At 59.5% G+C, this 14,296-nt stretch carries 13 protein-coding genes; 7 read left to right on the forward strand and 6 right to left on the reverse strand.

All coding sequences use genetic code 11. The features are described 5' to 3' along the window. Nucleotides 1–3: 3 nt before the first annotated feature. Complete coding sequence (locus tag HU754_RS00210) at nucleotides 4–861, reverse strand: SDR family oxidoreductase (protein ID WP_186620166.1); 858 nt, start codon at nucleotides 859–861, stop codon at nucleotides 4–6. A gap of 188 nt (nucleotides 862–1,049) precedes the next feature. Between HU754_RS00210 and exbB the strand changes: the two genes are divergently transcribed. The 6 genes from exbB (at nucleotide 1,050) to HU754_RS00240 (ending at nucleotide 7,958) form a co-directional block, all read left to right on the forward strand. Next, nucleotides 1,050–2,009 (forward strand): tonB-system energizer ExbB, encoded by a 960-nt coding sequence (exbB, locus tag HU754_RS00215; RefSeq protein WP_099757518.1) that lies wholly within the window; start codon nucleotides 1,050–1,052, stop codon nucleotides 2,007–2,009. A gap of 6 nt (nucleotides 2,010–2,015) precedes the next feature. After that, a complete protein-coding gene (gene exbD / locus HU754_RS00220) occupies nucleotides 2,016–2,444 on the forward strand; it encodes a TonB system transport protein ExbD (protein WP_007920333.1) in 429 nt (142 codons plus the stop codon). Beyond that, entirely contained in the window at nucleotides 2,441–3,187 is a 747-nt protein-coding gene (locus HU754_RS00225; protein ID WP_093429658.1) for an energy transducer TonB family protein, read from the forward strand. The genes exbD and HU754_RS00225 overlap by 4 nt, the downstream gene beginning before the upstream one ends. A gap of 276 nt (nucleotides 3,188–3,463) precedes the next feature. Beyond that, a complete protein-coding gene (locus HU754_RS00230) occupies nucleotides 3,464–4,393 on the forward strand; it encodes a hydrogen peroxide-inducible genes activator (protein WP_007920331.1) in 930 nt (309 codons plus the stop codon). A 9-nt stretch (nucleotides 4,394–4,402) separates the two neighbouring features. Continuing rightward, entirely contained in the window at nucleotides 4,403–6,478 is a 2,076-nt protein-coding gene (recG, locus tag HU754_RS00235) for an ATP-dependent DNA helicase RecG (RefSeq protein ID WP_186620168.1), read from the forward strand. A 79-nt stretch (nucleotides 6,479–6,557) separates the two neighbouring features. Further along, nucleotides 6,558–7,958: an aminoacyl-tRNA deacylase and HDOD domain-containing protein gene (locus HU754_RS00240; protein WP_034152069.1), complete on the forward strand. Its 1,401-nt coding sequence runs from the start codon at nucleotides 6,558–6,560 to the stop codon at nucleotides 7,956–7,958. 64 nt (nucleotides 7,959–8,022) lie between these two features. Here the strand turns inward: HU754_RS00240 and HU754_RS00245 are convergent, their stop codons facing one another. Next, entirely contained in the window at nucleotides 8,023–10,635 is a 2,613-nt protein-coding gene (locus HU754_RS00245) for a hypothetical protein (protein ID WP_186620170.1), read from the reverse strand. Between the two features lie 192 nt (nucleotides 10,636–10,827). Further along, entirely contained in the window at nucleotides 10,828–11,211 is a 384-nt protein-coding gene (locus HU754_RS00250; protein ID WP_186620172.1) for a helicase, read from the reverse strand. Nucleotides 11,212–11,795: 584 nt separating this feature from the next. On the opposite strand from HU754_RS00250, the gene HU754_RS00255 reads away from it, so the two are divergent. Then, nucleotides 11,796–12,167: a DUF6124 family protein gene (locus HU754_RS00255; protein WP_038359293.1), complete on the forward strand. Its 372-nt coding sequence runs from the start codon at nucleotides 11,796–11,798 to the stop codon at nucleotides 12,165–12,167. Nucleotides 12,168–12,280: 113 nt separating this feature from the next. On the opposite strand, the gene HU754_RS00260 is transcribed toward HU754_RS00255, so the two are convergent. The 3 genes from HU754_RS00260 to HU754_RS00270 form a co-directional block, all read right to left on the reverse strand. Then, nucleotides 12,281–12,442, reverse strand: a complete 162-nt coding sequence (locus HU754_RS00260; RefSeq protein WP_186620174.1) for a hypothetical protein — start codon at nucleotides 12,440–12,442, stop codon at nucleotides 12,281–12,283. Between the two features lie 280 nt (nucleotides 12,443–12,722). Beyond that, nucleotides 12,723–13,154, reverse strand: a complete 432-nt coding sequence (locus tag HU754_RS00265) for a hypothetical protein (protein ID WP_095119799.1) — start codon at nucleotides 13,152–13,154, stop codon at nucleotides 12,723–12,725. Nucleotides 13,155–13,220: 66 nt separating this feature from the next. Further along, nucleotides 13,221–14,294 carry a tetratricopeptide repeat protein gene (locus HU754_RS00270; protein ID WP_186620425.1) on the reverse strand — a complete coding sequence of 358 codons (1,074 nt, stop codon included), beginning with the start codon at nucleotides 14,292–14,294 and terminating at the stop codon, nucleotides 13,221–13,223. Between the last annotated feature and the right edge of the window lie 2 nt (nucleotides 14,295–14,296).

Raw genomic sequence — 14,296 nt, forward strand, 5'->3', positions numbered from 1 at the left:
AAGTCAGCACTTACCTTCGAGGATCGCGGCATAACCCTCGCGGTAACTTGGGTACGCTGGCGTCCAGCCCAACGCTTTCGCCCGGGCATTGCTGCATCGCTTGCTGCCTGTGCGCCGAACGCTGGCGTCTTCCGCCCATTCGGTAACGCCCAGATACTCACGCAACCAGCCCACCACTTCGGCCAACGGTGCCGGTGCATCGTCCACGCCGATGTAGAAATCCTCCAGCTTCACGCCCTGCCGATCCTTCTCCAGCAGAAACGCCAGCAATCCCGCCGCATCGTCAGCGTGAATCCGGTTGCCATACAGCGGCGGCTCCACCGCGACGCGATAACCGCGACGCACCTGAGTCAGCAGCCATTCGCGACCCGGGCCGTAAATCCCGGTCAGGCGCAGGATGCTCGCAGGGATGCCACTGTTCAGTGCCACCTGCTCTGCTTCGAGCATCAGTCGCCCGGAATAACCCGCAGCTACCGTCGCGGATGCCTCGTCAACCCACTCGCCATCCTGCTGACCGTAGACACTGCTGCTGGATACGAACAGCAGCCGCTCAGGCACTTGCCCGTAATCGTCGAGCCAGCTCAGGACATTTTGTAAACCCTGCACATAAGCCGCGCGATAACCGGCCTCATCGTGATCAGTCGCTGCAGCGCAATACACCAGATAGTCCACGGCACCCACCGGCCAGGTCGCCGGGCAGTCTTCGTTGAACAGGTCGCCGGCAATACCGATCACCCCAGCAGGCAGCTTCGAAACATCCCGGCGCAGGCCGTGAACTTCCCAGCCAGCCGCCAGTAATTGCTTGGCCAGACGACTGCCGACATCACCACAACCGGCAATCAAAACAGAAGGCGCGGACATCAAAAAACTCCTATCGGAAAGACACAGACTAGCGCTGGCAAAGGACGGGCGGCTAGCAATGAAGGAAAAAAAGATACTCTATTACTTTTGTTAACAAGAATTACTTGCAATAATGCACCTCACTTTTGTTCTCGGCCTCACGAGGCCTGGAAGAGCATCAACGTTTTTCTATCTCAGGTCCGGCCAGCATGACACGCAATCAAATCCCCGCTTCGCCAACCAATCGACCTCGCGCCTGGAGCGCGCTGGCGGCTCTGCTGCTCAGCATGATGCTGGCACCGACCGCCGCGTTCGCCGACGCACAAGCGCCAGCAGCCCCGGCCGCGACCGAACAGCACGCACCGGCCGCCAACGCGCCTGCCGCTGCTCCCGCTGCCACTGATCCAGTGCAAGCGGTAGACGCTGCCGACGTACCTGAAGTTCTCGAAGCCGACAACAGCCTGGGCATGGCCCACGACCTGTCGCCGTGGGGCATGTACCAGAACGCCGACATCATCGTGAAAATCGTGATGATCGGTCTGGCCATCGCTTCCATCATCACCTGGACCATCTGGATCGCCAAAGGCTTCGAGCTGATGGGCGCCAAGCGTCGCCTGCGTGGCGAGATCGCCGCCCTGAAGAAAGCCACCACCCTTAAAGAAGCCAGCGCCACGGCCGGCAAGGAAGGCACCCTCGCCAATCTGCTGGTGCACGACGCCCTCGAGGAGATGCGCCTCTCGGTCAACAGCCGCGAGAAAGAAGGCATCAAGGAACGCGTGAGCTTCCGTCTCGAGCGTCTGGTAGCGGCCTGCGGTCGCAACATGAGCAGCGGCACCGGCGTCCTCGCCACCATCGGTTCTACCGCGCCGTTCGTGGGCCTGTTCGGCACCGTGTGGGGCATCATGAACTCCTTCATCGGCATCGCCAAAACCCAGACCACCAACCTTGCCGTTGTGGCTCCAGGCATCGCCGAAGCACTGCTGGCCACCGCACTGGGTCTGGTTGCAGCGATCCCAGCAGTGGTGATCTACAACGTTTTTGCCCGTTCCATCGCCGGCTACAAGGCGCAGGTTTCCGACGCGTCGGCAGAAGTTCTGCTGCTGGTCAGCCGTGACCTCGATCACCAGCCTGAGCGCAGCTCGCAGCCGCACATGGTCAAAGTGGGGTAATCGGCCATGGGCCTGCATTTGAAAGAAGGCGCAGACGACGATCTGGCCGAGAACCACGAAATCAACGTCACGCCGTTCATCGACGTGATGCTGGTGCTGTTGATCATCTTCATGGTGGCCGCTCCGTTGGCCACCGTGGATATCAAAGTCGACCTGCCGGCCTCGACCGCCAAACCGGCGCCGCGGCCAGAGAAACCGGTGTTCCTCAGCGTCAAAGCTGACCAGCGCCTGTACATCGGCGACGACGAAGTGAAAGCCGAAACCCTTGGCGCCGTGCTCGACGCCAAGACTCAGGGCAAGAAAGACACCACTATCTTCTTCCAGGCTGATAAAGGCGTGGATTACGGCGACCTGATGAGCGTGATGGACAAGCTGCGCTCCGCCGGTTACCTGAAGGTCGGCCTGGTCGGACTTGAGACGGCAGCCAAGAAATGATCACGACGCGCCATAAGCTGACGCGTTACAGCGGTAGCCTGGCCGTGGTGCTGGGCGTGCATGCGCTGGCCATCGCGCTGGCACTGAACTGGACCGCCCGCCCGCCCATCGAATTGCCCCCACAGGCAATGATGGTCGAGCTGGCCCCGGTTCCAGCCCCGCCACCGCCTGCTCCGCCGAAAGTCGTCACACCGCCGCAGCCACCGGCTCCGGTTGAAGAGTTGCCGATTCCGAAGCTGGCCGAAGCACCGAAAGCTGAAATCGCGGTGCAGAAGCCCAAGCCGAAGCCAAAGCCTAAACCGCCGAAGCCGGTCGAGAAGAAGCTGCCTGATCCACCGAAGGAAAAACCTTCCGAGGAGAAGCCGGCCGATACACCACCGACCCCGGCACCGACGGAGAAATCCGCTGCACCGGCGCCCGGCCCGTCGCCGGCACAGTTGGCAGCCAAGGCCAGCTGGCAAGGCACCCTGCTCGCGCATTTGGCCAAGTACAAAAAGTACCCGCAAAGTGCTCAGGCGCGGGGGAAGGAAGGCTTGAACCGTCTGCGCTTTGTGGTCGATGCCGAAGGTAATGTGTTGTCGTTCGAACTGGTGGGCCGCTCCGGCAACGCCGATCTGGACCGGGCCACCCTGGAAATGATCCGCCGCGCGCAGCCGCTGCCCAAGCCACCGGCCGACATGTTGACCAATGGCTCGATCGAAATTGTTGCGCCGTTTGTGTACTCCCTCGAACGCCGCCGCTAAGCAACACCGCAATACCTGTGGGAGCGAGCCTGCTCGCGAAGAGGTCGTGTCAGTCAGCACATGCTTGTCTGACCCACCGCTTTCGCGAGCAGGCTCGCTCCCACATGGGTTATGAGTCGACCGTTAAATCAAGAGAAAGGCACCGAAAGGTGCCTTTTGCATATCTGGCAACGGCAAACTGACATTGCCCGGTGTCGCATTCCACACTCAGTCTGATAACGTGCGTCTATCGATTGCAGCCGGTATGCTTGGCCCGCATCTTCATGGACGCTTGCTATGACCCTCACAGAATTACGCTACATCGTTACCCTCGCCCAAGAGCAGCATTTCGGCCACGCCGCCGAACGTTGCCACGTCAGCCAGCCGACCCTGTCGGTGGGCGTGAAAAAGCTTGAAGACGAACTCGGTGTGCTGATTTTCGAGCGCAGCAAAAGCGCCGTGCGCCTGACCCCGGTCGGCGAAGGCATCGTCGCCCAGGCGCAGAAAGTCCTCGAGCAAGCGCAAGGCATCCGCGAACTGGCCCAGGCCGGCAAGAACCAGCTGACCGCGCCGCTGAAAGTCGGCGCGATCTACACCGTCGGCCCGTACCTGTTCCCGCACCTGATTCCGCAACTGCACCGGGTCGCCCCGCAGATGCCGTTGTACATCGAAGAAAACTTCACCCACGTGCTGCGCGACAAACTGCGCAACGGCGAGCTCGACGCGATCATCATCGCGCTGCCGTTCAACGAAGCCGACGTGCTGACCCTGCCGCTCTACGACGAGCCGTTCTACGTCCTGATGCCGGCGCAGCACCCGTGGACGCAAAAAGAAACCATCGACGCCGGCCTGCTCAACGACAAGAGCCTGCTGCTGCTCGGCGAAGGCCACTGCTTCCGCGATCAAGTGCTGGAAGCCTGCCCGACCCTGACCAAGGGCAACGATGGCGCCAAGCACACCACGGTTGAATCCAGCTCGCTGGAAACCATCCGCCACATGGTCGCGTCCGGTCTGGGCATCTCGATCCTGCCGCTGTCGGCGGTCGACAGCCATCACTACGCCCCCGGCGTGATCGAAGTGCGGCCACTGTCGCCGCCGGTGCCGTTCCGCACCGTGGCCATTGCCTGGCGCGCGAGCTTCCCACGGCCAAAAGCCATCGAGATCCTCGCCGACTCCATTCGCCTGTGTTCGGTGGCCAAGCCAGCGGCACCGGTTACGGCCGGTTAAGCGAGCGTCATGACTGAGCTGTCGCAAGTGTCGGTGACGGCACTCAAGGGTGTCGGCGAAGCCATGGCCGAGAAATTGGCCAAGGTCGGTCTGGAGAATCTTCAGGATGTGCTGTTTCACCTGCCGCTGCGTTATCAGGATCGCACCCGCGTGGTGCCGATCGGCGCGTTGCGGCCGGGGCAGGACGCGGTGGTCGAAGGCACCGTCAGCGGCGCCGACGTGGTCATGGGCCGCCGGCGCAGCCTGGTCGTACGCCTGCAGGACGGCACTGGCGGACTCAGCCTGCGCTTCTACCATTTCAGCAATGCACAGAAAGAAGGCCTCAAACGCGGCACGCGGGTTCGCTGTTACGGCGAAGCCCGGCCCGGCGCGTCAGGACTGGAAATCTACCACCCGGAATACCGCGCCATTACCGGTGACGAACCGCCGCCCGTGGATGAAACCCTGACCCCGGTCTACCCGCTCACCGAAGGCCTGACCCAAGCGCGTCTGCGCCAGTTGTGCATGCAAACGCTGACCCTGCTCAAGCCAGACACCCTGCCCGACTGGTTGCCGACCGAACTGGCGCGCGACTATCAACTCGCGCCACTGGCCGATGCGATCCGCTATCTGCACAACCCGCCCGCCGATGCCGACGTCGACGAACTCGCCCTCGGCCATCACTGGGCCCAGCACCGCCTGGCCTTCGAAGAACTGCTGACGCACCAACTGTCGCAACAGCGTCTGCGCGAAAGCATGCGTTCGCTGCGCGCGCCAGCGATGCCGAAAGCGACGAAGCTGCCGCCGAAATATCTGGCCAACCTCGGCTTCAGCCCGACCGGCGCGCAACAGCGGGTCGGCAACGAAATCGCCTACGACCTCAGTCAACACGAACCGATGCTGCGCCTGATTCAGGGCGACGTCGGCGCGGGTAAAACCGTGGTCGCCGCCCTCGCCGCCCTGCAAGCGCTGGAGGCCGGTTATCAGGTTGCGCTGATGGCGCCGACCGAGATCCTCGCCGAACAGCACTTCATCACCTTCAAGCGCTGGCTCGAACCGCTGGGCATAGACGTCGCTTGGCTGGCCGGCAAGCTCAAGGGCAAGAACCGCGTCGCCGCGCTGGAGCAGATCGCCAGCGGCACGCCGATGGTGGTCGGTACCCACGCGCTGTTCCAGGACGAAGTGCAGTTCAAGAACCTCGCGCTGGTGATCATCGACGAACAACACCGCTTCGGCGTGCAGCAACGTCTAGCGCTGCGCCAGAAAGGCGTCGGCGGGCGCATGTGTCCGCATCAACTGATCATGACTGCCACGCCGATTCCGCGGACGCTGGCGATGAGCGCCTACGCCGACCTCGACACCTCGATCCTCGACGAACTGCCGCCCGGGCGCACCCCGGTCAACACCGTGCTGGTCACCGACACCCGCCGTGTCGAAGTCATCGAACGCGTGCGCGGTGCCTGCGCCGAAGGCCGTCAGGCCTATTGGGTGTGCACGCTGATCGAAGAATCCGAAGAGCTGACCTGTCAGGCCGCCGAAACCACGTTTGAAGACCTCACCCTCGCCCTCGGCGAACTGAAAGTCGGGCTGATTCACGGGCGCATGAAACCCGTCGAGAAAGCCGCCGTCATGGCCGAGTTCAAGGCCGGCAACCTGCAATTGCTGGTTGCCACCACGGTGATCGAAGTCGGCGTCGACGTGCCCAACGCCAGCCTGATGATCATCGAAAACCCCGAGCGCCTCGGTCTCGCGCAACTGCACCAATTGCGCGGCCGCGTTGGCCGGGGCAGCGCCGCCAGCCATTGCGTGCTGCTCTACCATCCGCCGCTGTCGCAGATCGGTCGCCAGCGCCTGGGCATCATGCGCGAGACCAACGACGGTTTCGTCATCGCCGAAAAAGACCTCGAACTGCGCGGTCCCGGCGAAATGCTCGGCACCCGCCAGACCGGTCTGCTGCAATTCAAGGTCGCCGACCTGATGCGCGACGCCGACCTGCTGCCCGCCGTCCGCGACGCCGCGCAAGCCTTGCTGGAACGCTGGCCAACCCACGTCAGCCCATTACTCGATCGCTGGCTGCGCCACGGGCAGCAATACGGCCAAGTGTGAGCACCGTCGCAGTTTCTGACAGATCGTTCTGACCAAGCTGGTTATACTCCTGCCATTGTTTCAAAAACGGATACAGACCATGACCGAAGCCGCTCTCGCCCCCGAATCCCCGCACGCGCCGTCTGTCATTCGGCTGCTGCTAGGCAAGCTGGGCATCGCCTACGAAGAAGTGCTCGACCACCACGGCCTCAATGCATCGCGCAAGGTACAAGCCGTGTTGCTGGACGACGCCGTCGGCGCGCTGATGGTGCTGTTTCCGCAGAGCCAGTTGCTGGATCTCAATCGCCTCGCCGAACTGACTGGCCGGCGCTTGACCGCCGTCTCCACCGAGCGCCTGGAAAAGATGCTCGGCAAACACAGTCTGAGCCTTCTGCCGGGCCTTCCAGCGCTGACCAGCTCGCCGTGCCTCTACGAAGAAAGCCTGCTGCGCGAACCGAAGCTGCTGATCAACTCCGGTGAGCCGGGCCTGCTGCTGGAAATCGCCAGCGAAGACTTCAAGACCATGCTGACCAAGGCCAGCGCCGCGAACTTCGGCGAAGCCCTAAGCAGCATCCGCCCGAACCTCGACCGCCCGGACGATGACCGCGAGGAAATCACCCAGGCCGTACAAGCGTTCACCGCGCGGCGCATCCAGCAGCGTCTGGAAGCGACCATCGAGATTCCACCGCTGGCCGAAACCGCGCAAAAAATCATCAAGCTGCGCGTCGATCCCAACGCCACCATCGACGACATCACCGGCGTGGTCGAAACCGACCCGGCGCTGGCCGCACAAGTGGTGAGCTGGGCGGCGTCGCCGTACTACGCCTCGCCGGGCAAGATTCGTTCAGTGGAAGACGCGATCGTCCGCGTGCTTGGCTTCGATCTGGTGATCAACCTTGCGCTGGGCCTGGCCCTCGGCAAGACCCTGAGCCTGCCCAAAGACCACCCGCAACACACCACGCCGTACTGGCAGCAGTCGATCTACACCGCCGCCGTCATCGAAGGCCTGACCCGCGCCATGCCGCGCGCCCAGCGCCCGGAAGCCGGCCTGACCTATCTGGCCGGTCTGCTGCACAACTTCGGTTACCTGCTGCTGGCCCACGTCTTTCCGCCGCACTTCTCGCTGATCTGCCGCCACCTGGAGGTCAACCCGCACCTGTGCCACAGCTACATCGAGCAACACCTGCTCGGTATCAGCCGTGAACAGATCGGCTCGTGGCTGATGCGCTACTGGGACATGCCGGATGAGCTGGCCACCGCCCTGCGCTTCCAGCACGACCCAAGCTACGACGGTGCCTACGCCGAATACCCGAACCTCGTTTGCCTGGCCGTGCGCCTGCTGCGCAGCCGTGGGATTGGCTCCGGCCCGGATGAAGATATTCCGGATGCGTTGCTTGAACGTGTGGGCCTGACTCGCGAAAAAGCCAACGACGTGGTCAGCAAAGTGCTTGAGGCCGAGGTGTTATTGCGCGAACTGGCCTCGCAGTTCAGCCAGGCCTGAATGCAAAGCGGGCAAGCGACCTCCAGTTGGAGCGACGCTTGCCCGCGATGGGCCAACCTGCGGCTTAAGCCGACTTGTCCAGGTAACGGATCACCCAGCCTTTATCGTATCCAGAGTCGGTGAAATACACTCCGCCCACCACGATACGCCCATCGTCCATTACCGCCATGCCGTGGGGGTATTCGAAACCCGCGCTTTCATTGAAAACGGTAAATCCCGAACCAAAGAAAGAGGAGTCTGGAGAACCATCCGCCAGAAAGCGTGCGGTGACCGCGCTGAGATTCTCGTCAAGCGCGCCAGTGCCACTGTTACCGCATACGATGACTGAACCGTCCGTACGCGGCACGCAATGCAACCATCTGACGCCTTGGGACACAGGTGACGAAATCAGTGGTTGACCATCATTGAACACCCGATTGTAGGAGCCGCTGAGATTGAGCACCGCAATCAAGCCCTGAGAGACGCCCTCCACCGCCGCACCGCCGGCCACAACAATCTTGTCGTCGACGATTGCCGCAACGTCCAGGCTGATCCATTGATCGAGGGGCACGTTCACCGCGCCTTTGATTCCAAAACCTGTGTCAACCTTACCCGTAGCGTCGAAACGAGTAACGAAGGCGCCATGCCCACTCACCGCAAAATAATTGCCGCAGATCACCACGGCGCCGTCAGCCTGGGTTGCCGCCGCTTGCGCAACGATGTCCAAAGACGAAATATCTGCAAGCTCTACGAACGCAAAGCCCGTGCCGTTGAAGGTCGTATCGGGTGAGCCATTCGGCTCGAACCTCAGAACGATACCTTTTGTCCGGTGGGAAGCATCCTCAACGTTACTGACCACGACGATTTTTTCGTCCATTTGTTGAGCGACCATCCCTGCCGCGCCATTCCCTGCGGCACCGCTGGCAGACGCTTGCACCACCCCGGTATATCCGCCGCCGCCCATCTTCGCGTAGGGAAGATAGAGCGCACCTTGTTCCCCGAAAGACGTCTGCAGTTGCCCGTCCTCGCGCTGTCTGACCAGCACCAGGCCCGTCGAGTTATTCGCGCCCTCTTCCGCGTACTGAGCACGAACCAGCCAGCCGCCATCGCTCAGCGGTGTAAACCCGAGGATCCGGCTCATGAAAAAATTTTCTTTCAGCCTGATCTCGACGTAGCCGGAGCCTTCTCCACCGAAAGCTGAGTCGAGAGCACCGTCTTCAAGCAGACGAACGACCCGCGTAGGCGCACCGGGCGTTGAAAGGCGAACGGCAACCAGCAATTTGTTTTGCGGCAGCGCCAGCAGCGCCCTGACGTCATATCCCGAGAACCCGGGGAATGGAAATCTGAGGATGCCACCGTCGCCGAAGGTCGGATCGTTATTCAAGGATGGCGTGCCCGCCAGATAGCGCACGAAACGCCCAGGGACGTTGGGAAGATCAGAATGGACGGAGAGCTCGATGCACACCACAATCCGGCCGTCCGTCATAACGGAGACACCTCGCGCAAAGGCTTCCCCTGCGCTGTCTTCAAACAGCGCATGCCCCGTACCGTTGAAAGCCGTATCCGGTTTTCCATCAGCAAGGAAACGCGCCGTTACCATGGCTGATTCACCCTGACCGACAACAGCGATCGAACCACCCACCTGCGAGGTATGCGTCCACGCCAACCCTTTTAGTAACGGCGAAAACAGCGGCTTGCCACCATTGAACACAAGGTTGGCCGCGCCGCTGGTCGTGAATGCAGCGATCAACCCGCCGTCGAGACCACCACGCTGGGCTTGGCCCGCGACGATAATCCTGCCATCGCCTTCACGTACCGAAATCGACTGCAGAAAACTCTCGCCTTCATCATCGGGCATCAACACGGCCACACCGTTGTTGAATTGACTGTCCGGCGCGCCACTGGCGTCCAGACGCGTCAGAAAAACTCCACGACCTCCCGATCCGTCCTGGTATGAACCGCAGACCAGCACCTTGCCATCGGCTTGAATGGCGATGCCGTAGACGTTATTCGATGTGGCGACATCCACAACCACATAGCCCGAACCGTTGAATGATTGATCGAGTGACCCATCCGCTAGCAGACGAATCACAACCCCCGCCGGCAGTGGTGCATCATCAAAAAACACTAAATGGAGCAGGACGATTTTGCCATCCACCTGCCGGGCCGTTGATCGTGATGGGAGGTGGGCAGTCTGTGAGGATCCGGAGTTCGGGTGACTTGCCTCACGCGGCACGCTAGCGGGATGGGGATTGCCGTAATGGGAGATAAACCGCATGCCGTTGGTGCCGAACGATTCGTTCAGTTCACCGGTATTTTTCAGGCGGACCAGTGCAAGGCCAACGTCATTGGAGGTAGTCGAGGAATATTGAAGGTGTATCAGCCAACCATCATCCTCAAGCGCATCGAGACCGGATACATAGCTGATCCGAGCACCTTCCAACGCTATTTCAACAAAACCTCTGCGCGCGGGACCAAAGGTTTCGTCCAGCGAACCGTCGTCATTCAGCATCGCAATGGCAACCGGGGCATTCGCTCCCGTTAAAGGTATCGCAACGAGTAATTTTGCATCGGGGAGCGCCAGGACCGCCGCCGCTTCGTCGCCCGCGATACCAGGTATCGGTAAGGTCAGCACGCCATCCTGAGCAAATGTCGGATCGAGAGACCTAGGGATCGAAATACTGTGTGTCTGCGTCATGAGCTTGCTCCATCAAGTCAGGTAAGTCCCTTAATGCCGGAACTGGAACTTGAGTAGAACATCGCGACTGTGCACGAAACACCTGATAGAAATGACAGTTCGGCTGTCTTTGCGAGCCTGAGTAATGGCCTTACAAGACAAGCGCACCGTTATTCAGTGCGCGTGCATGGGTTTGTTCTAGCCAGCGACTTCCTAAGCTTTAGCCTTCGCCTTTCTTGGTTTCAAATACTTCATCAACCCTTGAAACCACATCACTAGCGCAGGGTTGCCCTTGAGCTGGATCGACTTGTCCTGAATGCCCTGCATAAACGCCAACTGCTTGTTCTTCGCCTGCATCGTGGCAAAGCCATAACCGGCATCTTTAAACGCAATCGCAAACGCCGGCTCTGCGACCACGCCAGACTTGCTGGTGATGCGCTGATCCTTGACCACGAAATGCCGCGCCACTTTCCCGTCCAGCGTCTGTAGCTGAAATACCAGCTCCTTGTCACCCAACTGCTGCTGGAACGCGGGATTTGTCCGGCTGGCCTTACCCATCAACAAACCCATCATCCACAGGAGAAAACGAAATTTCATGCGCACAGCCTCAAAAGGAAAATGAACGGCCGGGGCAGTGTAAGGGATTCGAACGATAACGCCAGTATCTGACTCTGTTGGAGGATGATGCAGACTATTTCTCGCACGATGACCGCCAAGTCACGATTCAGCGCTCGCCCACTGATCGTTCCCACGCTCCGCGTGGGAATGCATCCCGAGACGCTCTGCGTCTCACCACTCACCTTTCCTACACCTGTTGAAACACATCCCTGTAGGAGCCGGCGAAGCCTGCGATCTTTTGATCTTCCGGCCCGCGAATCTATGGGAAATTTCCTGCAAAGTGCGGTGCTGTGCGTGAACTAGGCGAGTTGGCTGGCTATCGATAGGCTCTGTGGGTCGCCGCAGATTGGCGATACGGACGTGCAAGTCCGGTTGGAGTACACATTGGTTATGGCAATTCGCCGAGCGTTTTCCTATGCTCGCGGATCGTTATGGCGGCTGTGTATGGGAGGCCTTCGGGTCTGCCGGGTTACTCCACCGGTCTTGCACACCTATGCACAGCTGCCACCACTTTCGAAGTGCGAGCGAAACGGTGTCGGCTCCTTAAACTGGAGTAAGACCGAATGATCAAACCAACACCCAATCCCCCCGAAAACCCAGACGTTTCGCCCTACGAAACTCTGGAATCAAAGAAATTCCACGAAGCCGCCGAACGCGCCCTCGACCACCACTTCAAACCAGCCGTCGATCCACACCCCAAACGTGAGAACGGCCTCTTCAAACTCTCCCCCGGTACCGACGCCGAAGCCCTCATGGCCAACGCCTCCGAAGACCTCCTGTCCATCAGCGTCATCGCCTGCGACCTCGCCGACGACCTCCACGGCTCCCGCCGCTCGGTGGCACTGGCCCTGAGCAGGATGGCGGATGGGGTGAGATTGATGGTGGAAGGGACGCTCGACCAGATTGAAGTGCGAAGCGTGGCGGCCAAGTCGTAGCGAGATTTGCGGATGAAAAAAGGGGACGTTAAGTCCCCTTTCTGCAACTACCTGTAAAAACCCAGACACAAAAAAGCTGCCAATCACGGCAGCTTTTTTTGAATCCGAAACCTTCAGCCGGCCAGTCGACCGACTGGCTCAAAATCAGAACCTTTGGCCAACGCAACATCCAGAAAGCGGCTGCGCTTACCAGAGCGCTTGGCCAAAACTTCACGAGCTTCAGCCTGGAACCGAGCAGCCATCACAGGCTTTGGTTCATGTTTGGACTTTTTCATGGAAACCTCTCGGGTCTCGAAATTTGACTGGATCGCCCTGTCTGGCGGCGCCACCCGCCCCCTTGATTCTTGGGCATGGATAATCAATGGCAATTTTGAAGGTCCAGAGAGTAGCGATATTTGAAAGCTCTTGAATACCCGCCGGAAACACCCCGACATTGATTATCTGATCGAAGCAAACCGCAGGTTCTATCCCTGTCGCTGAATCAGCACGCATCGGCGAGACGGGATTGACTACCAATAAAGGGATGTTAAGTCCCCTTCCTGAATATTCCCTGCCTCACCATTGGCAACCTGTTTCAGGTTTCGAATCCACGTTGTAATCGTTTTCAAACGAATACTTCTTTGCGGATTTGTAATTCGTATACGACATCGCATCAACCCGGCCACCCTGAGTGACCATCTGATACTCACCTGTCAGTGCGCCATCAACTACTTCAACCCAAGTTGTCGTGTACTGGTAGGGCCGGCCATACACGAGTTCTTCTTGTTCAGTACTGCGATGAACCAACCCAATAGCCTTTTTTGACTTGCTGTATTTGACGCCAGCACCGCTCCATTTGGCGACAGAGTCGTAATAGGTTCTGAATTCAAAATTTATGGGTTTGCCTTCGTAGGAGCGGAAGCAAAAAACCTCGGTCGTGACCTCGCTATGAGCCGCCAGAGGAACGAAAACGAGCAACGCGGAAAACAATGCAGACGAAAATTTCAAACCGAACATTCCTTTAGCGGTTCATCGGTACAGAACACACAGTTACAACAACTCAACGAGCTCTTGTCACGCCTCGGGCGCCACAGCGCTGCGCTCACCCACCCTCGCCGGGATTTTCGAAGCTTTTCCCGCTTCAGACATTCGCGATGCGTATTGCTTGTACGCCGCCACCGCCCGCTCTTTATCCTTCACGGCCCAATAACTGTCAGCGAGATTCAGGTAAGCAACCGTCCTGTTTGGGTGGTTAGCAATCACTGCGTTGAGCAACTCAATCGACTCAGCGTAGTAACCCGCCTCGCCGAGCAGAAAACCGAGGTCGTTGGACCAGCCGGGACGCTGCGGGTAGTAGTACTTTGCGACGATATAGCTATCCGGGGGACAAGTGTCATGCGAGCCACCGCCCATCAACGCGTAGCTCATCGTATCCTTGAAGGAAGAGTCATCACCCTTTCGGTAGGCTGCCAGCGCCATATCCAGCAAATCAGCCGAATTGACGGTCATCAATTTCTTTCTAACGCCCTCAATACTGCCAGTACGAGCAACCCGCAGCTTCTGCAGCGCTTCACGCCCATCGAAAGAGGCGAGGGTGATCGGGCCCAATGTCTGCACCGGCAACTCCACAACGCTGACAAGCGACCGGTCACAGGAGTCGTTATTCGCCACTTCCAGCAGAGCTTTCAGCTCAAACTGCTTTGAACCTCTATTGAAGGCGAACAACAGGTTGAAGTTGTAAACCGCGTTATCTTCTTCGCTGGTTACCAGCGCGATGTAATCCCCAGCCTCAACGAACGGCTGCTTGACGACAGCTTCCTCAGACTGCGGATCAATGACAGTCATGACGCCGGGGCGACCTTTGACTACATGGACGCTGAATACACCCTGAAGCGCAGACGAGTACTGACTCTTGATCAGAGGCAGCGCCTTCGACGTATCGAGCAATATGTCCTCATTACGTGCCTGCACCGGCGCAATCAACAACCGGTTGGAGGCCTCGTCCGCATCCCCTGCCAGAACAAATACTTTTTGCCGTGATGCATCACCCAGCAAGCTAGCCGGAATTTCCTTGAGGACTTGCGGGGCAGCAAATGCGTAGGAAGTGGATAGAAGCCCAAGGCTCAACACGATAAAGCGGAAGAACATAT

The sequence above is a fragment of the Pseudomonas zeae genome, assembly GCF_014268485.2.
Taxonomy (GTDB): Bacteria; Pseudomonadota; Gammaproteobacteria; order Pseudomonadales; family Pseudomonadaceae; genus Aquipseudomonas; species Aquipseudomonas neuropathica.

Coding starts and splice junctions, on each gene's coding strand:
- HU754_RS00210 (WP_186620166.1), bottom strand. CDS start 861: ATGTCCGCGCCTTCTGTTTTGATTGCCGGTTGTGGTGATGTCGGCAGT.
- exbB (WP_099757518.1), top strand. CDS start 1,050: ATGACACGCAATCAAATCCCCGCTTCGCCAACCAATCGACCTCGCGCC.
- exbD (WP_007920333.1), top strand. CDS start 2,016: ATGGGCCTGCATTTGAAAGAAGGCGCAGACGACGATCTGGCCGAGAAC.
- HU754_RS00225 (WP_093429658.1), top strand. CDS start 2,441: ATGATCACGACGCGCCATAAGCTGACGCGTTACAGCGGTAGCCTGGCC.
- HU754_RS00230 (WP_007920331.1), top strand. CDS start 3,464: ATGACCCTCACAGAATTACGCTACATCGTTACCCTCGCCCAAGAGCAG.
- recG (WP_186620168.1), top strand. CDS start 4,403: ATGACTGAGCTGTCGCAAGTGTCGGTGACGGCACTCAAGGGTGTCGGC.
- HU754_RS00240 (WP_034152069.1), top strand. CDS start 6,558: ATGACCGAAGCCGCTCTCGCCCCCGAATCCCCGCACGCGCCGTCTGTC.
- HU754_RS00245 (WP_186620170.1), bottom strand. CDS start 10,635: ATGACGCAGACACACAGTATTTCGATCCCTAGGTCTCTCGATCCGACA.
- HU754_RS00250 (WP_186620172.1), bottom strand. CDS start 11,211: ATGAAATTTCGTTTTCTCCTGTGGATGATGGGTTTGTTGATGGGTAAG.
- HU754_RS00255 (WP_038359293.1), top strand. CDS start 11,796: ATGATCAAACCAACACCCAATCCCCCCGAAAACCCAGACGTTTCGCCC.
- HU754_RS00260 (WP_186620174.1), bottom strand. CDS start 12,442: ATGAAAAAGTCCAAACATGAACCAAAGCCTGTGATGGCTGCTCGGTTC.
- HU754_RS00270 (WP_186620425.1), bottom strand. CDS start 14,294: ATGTTCTTCCGCTTTATCGTGTTGAGCCTTGGGCTTCTATCCACTTCC.